3 protein-coding genes are annotated in these 2,186 nt (G+C 22.4%); 1 reads left to right on the forward strand and 2 read right to left on the reverse strand.

The window, feature by feature from the left end:
- The coding region (locus tag ACERKK_RS12935; protein ID WP_373773489.1) for a TolC family protein at positions 1–965 on the reverse strand (965 nt) is incomplete at its 3' end.
- Between the two features lie 140 nt (positions 966–1,105).
- Between ACERKK_RS12935 and ACERKK_RS12940 the strand changes: the two genes are divergently transcribed.
- Positions 1,106–1,810, forward strand: a complete 705-nt coding sequence (locus ACERKK_RS12940; RefSeq protein WP_373773490.1) for a response regulator transcription factor — start codon at positions 1,106–1,108, stop codon at positions 1,808–1,810.
- On the opposite strand, the gene ACERKK_RS12945 is transcribed toward ACERKK_RS12940, so the two are convergent.
- Positions 1,797–2,186: ATP-binding protein (locus ACERKK_RS12945; protein WP_373773491.1), on the reverse strand; the 390-nt coding region annotated here is incomplete at its 5' end. The genes ACERKK_RS12940 and ACERKK_RS12945 overlap by 14 nt on opposite strands.

The following is a 2,186-nucleotide window of genomic DNA, read 5'->3' on the forward strand; positions in this document are numbered from 1 at the left end:
AGTTTTTCTTTAATTTTAGCATTTCTTGTTTTTCCACCTTCAAAAAGGTTCCAATTTAAAACTAATCTTACTCTATTTATATCTTCTCTTCCATTTTCAGCTTCAGATAAGTCATTATCCCAAGACATTTGCCACTGAAAAAGTAATTCTGGAAGATTCTTTGCATTTGTTTGAACAACTATTTCTCTTTGTTCTTTAATTTTCTCTATTGTTTCTAAGATTTTTGTATTTTTTCTTAAAGCTTCTTCAATAATTTTCTCTAAGCTATTAGGAATATATTTTTCATCTAAAATAGGTCTACAAATATTACCTTCTATTTTTTGACTTGTTAATTCTTCAAATTTGTTATTTGCTTCATTTTTTAATATTTTTTGTTCTAAATATCTATCTATAACAAAATGTTTTTTTGAATTAACTTGAAAACTTTCTAGTATCTCTCCACTAATTTTCTCTTTTTCTTGAGCAATTTCTAGATAATTGCCATGAACTTTTATATTGTTTTCACTTATGTCCATAAGTTCTTGATATTTTACTAAATCAATATAACTGTCAATTGAAGTTCTTATTATTTCTTCAACTCTTCTATCACTTCTAAATTTATTTGAATAATATTTATGTCTAAACTCTTCTACTTCACTTGGTGTTTTCCCACCATCATATAAAATTTGTTCAAGACTTAATGATGCATTCCAACCATCTTTTTTTGCTTTACTTGGATCATTAATTTGATCATCTCTATTTAATCTTGTAGTTGAATCTTCAATATATCCATTAAAATCTAAAGTAGGTAAATAATCACCTTTTTCTTCATCTATATATTTTTTATATGCTTCTTTATTAAATTTTTCTGATAATATATCTGAATTATTGTCTATTGTTTTAATTACAACATCTTTCAGACTTGTTGCATATAAGCTAGTAAGAACTAAATTAGCAGATAATATACTTAAAAAAATTCTTTTCATAAATATCCTAATTTTTAAAATTATTTTCACATATTACAAAAAAAAAGTTTATTTATCCTTAATTTATCTAACTTTAATAAAGATTTAGTATGATATTTTACAAAAAGAATTATTATTAATTAAAAAAGGTATCACAAAACATGTCATCAAGTTTAGCTCTTAAAATTCTAAAATCTCTTAATATTCTTTATGTAGAGGATGAAAAAAATATTAGAAATAATATTGAACAAATTCTTAAATTATTGTGTAAAGATGTTTATTCAGCATCTAATGGAAAAGAAGCACTTAGTATTTTTAAGAAAAATAACATTGATATAATATTAAGTGATATTAATATGCCCGAAATGTCAGGTTTAGAACTTTCAAGTGAAATAAGAAAAAATTATAAGTACATACCAATTATTTTACTTACTGCGCATACAGATATAAATTTTTTATTAAAAGCAACAAAACTTAAGTTAATTGACTATTTAGTAAAACCATTAAACTTAAAAGATTTAAAAAATGCTCTTTTAAATGCAGCTTTAGAATATAAAGAACAATTTGAAGAGATAATTTATTTTAAGAATAATATAGAATATCACATAAATAAAAAACTACTTTTTGAAAATTCAATTAAAAAAGATATTACAAATAAAGAATTACTATTATTAGAATTTTTATATGAAAATAAATCAAGAGTTAGTACAAAAGATGAAATAAAAAATGAATTATGGGAAGATAGTTTTGAAGCAACTGACTCTGCATTTAAATCATTACTAAATAAACTTAGAAAAAAAATTGGAAAAGAATCAGTAAAAAATATTTCAGGAGTTGGGTATCAACTTGAAACTATTTCGAATTAAGAGGTATTATTATATTAAACCTTGCTCCATCTAAATAATTTTCTACTAAAAGTCTTCCATTCATATTATTTTCAATAATTATTTTTGACATAAAAAGTCCTATTCCTGTACCATTTGATTTTTCTTGAGTAAAAAAAGGATCAAATATTTTTTCAATAGGCTTAACTTTTATTCCGCCTGCATTATCAGTAATTTTAACTATTGATTTTTTATCAATTTCATTTATATGTAATACTACTTTTGGATTTTTAATCTTTCTTGAAATCAATGCATCTCTTGCATTTGTTAAAATATTTATCAATACTTGAGAATACTCATTTTTTAATCCATATATCTGAGAATTTTTTTGTACTATTATTTCTAATTTTATATTATG

Origin of the sequence: Poseidonibacter sp., assembly GCF_041821165.1 — a bacterium.
GTDB lineage: Bacteria > Campylobacterota > Campylobacteria > Campylobacterales > Arcobacteraceae > Poseidonibacter.

Excerpts from the sequence above, each read along its gene's own strand:
- ACERKK_RS12940 (WP_373773490.1), top strand. The coding sequence starts at position 1,106 with ATGTCATCAAGTTTAGCTCTTAAAATTCTAAAATCTCTTAATATTCTT.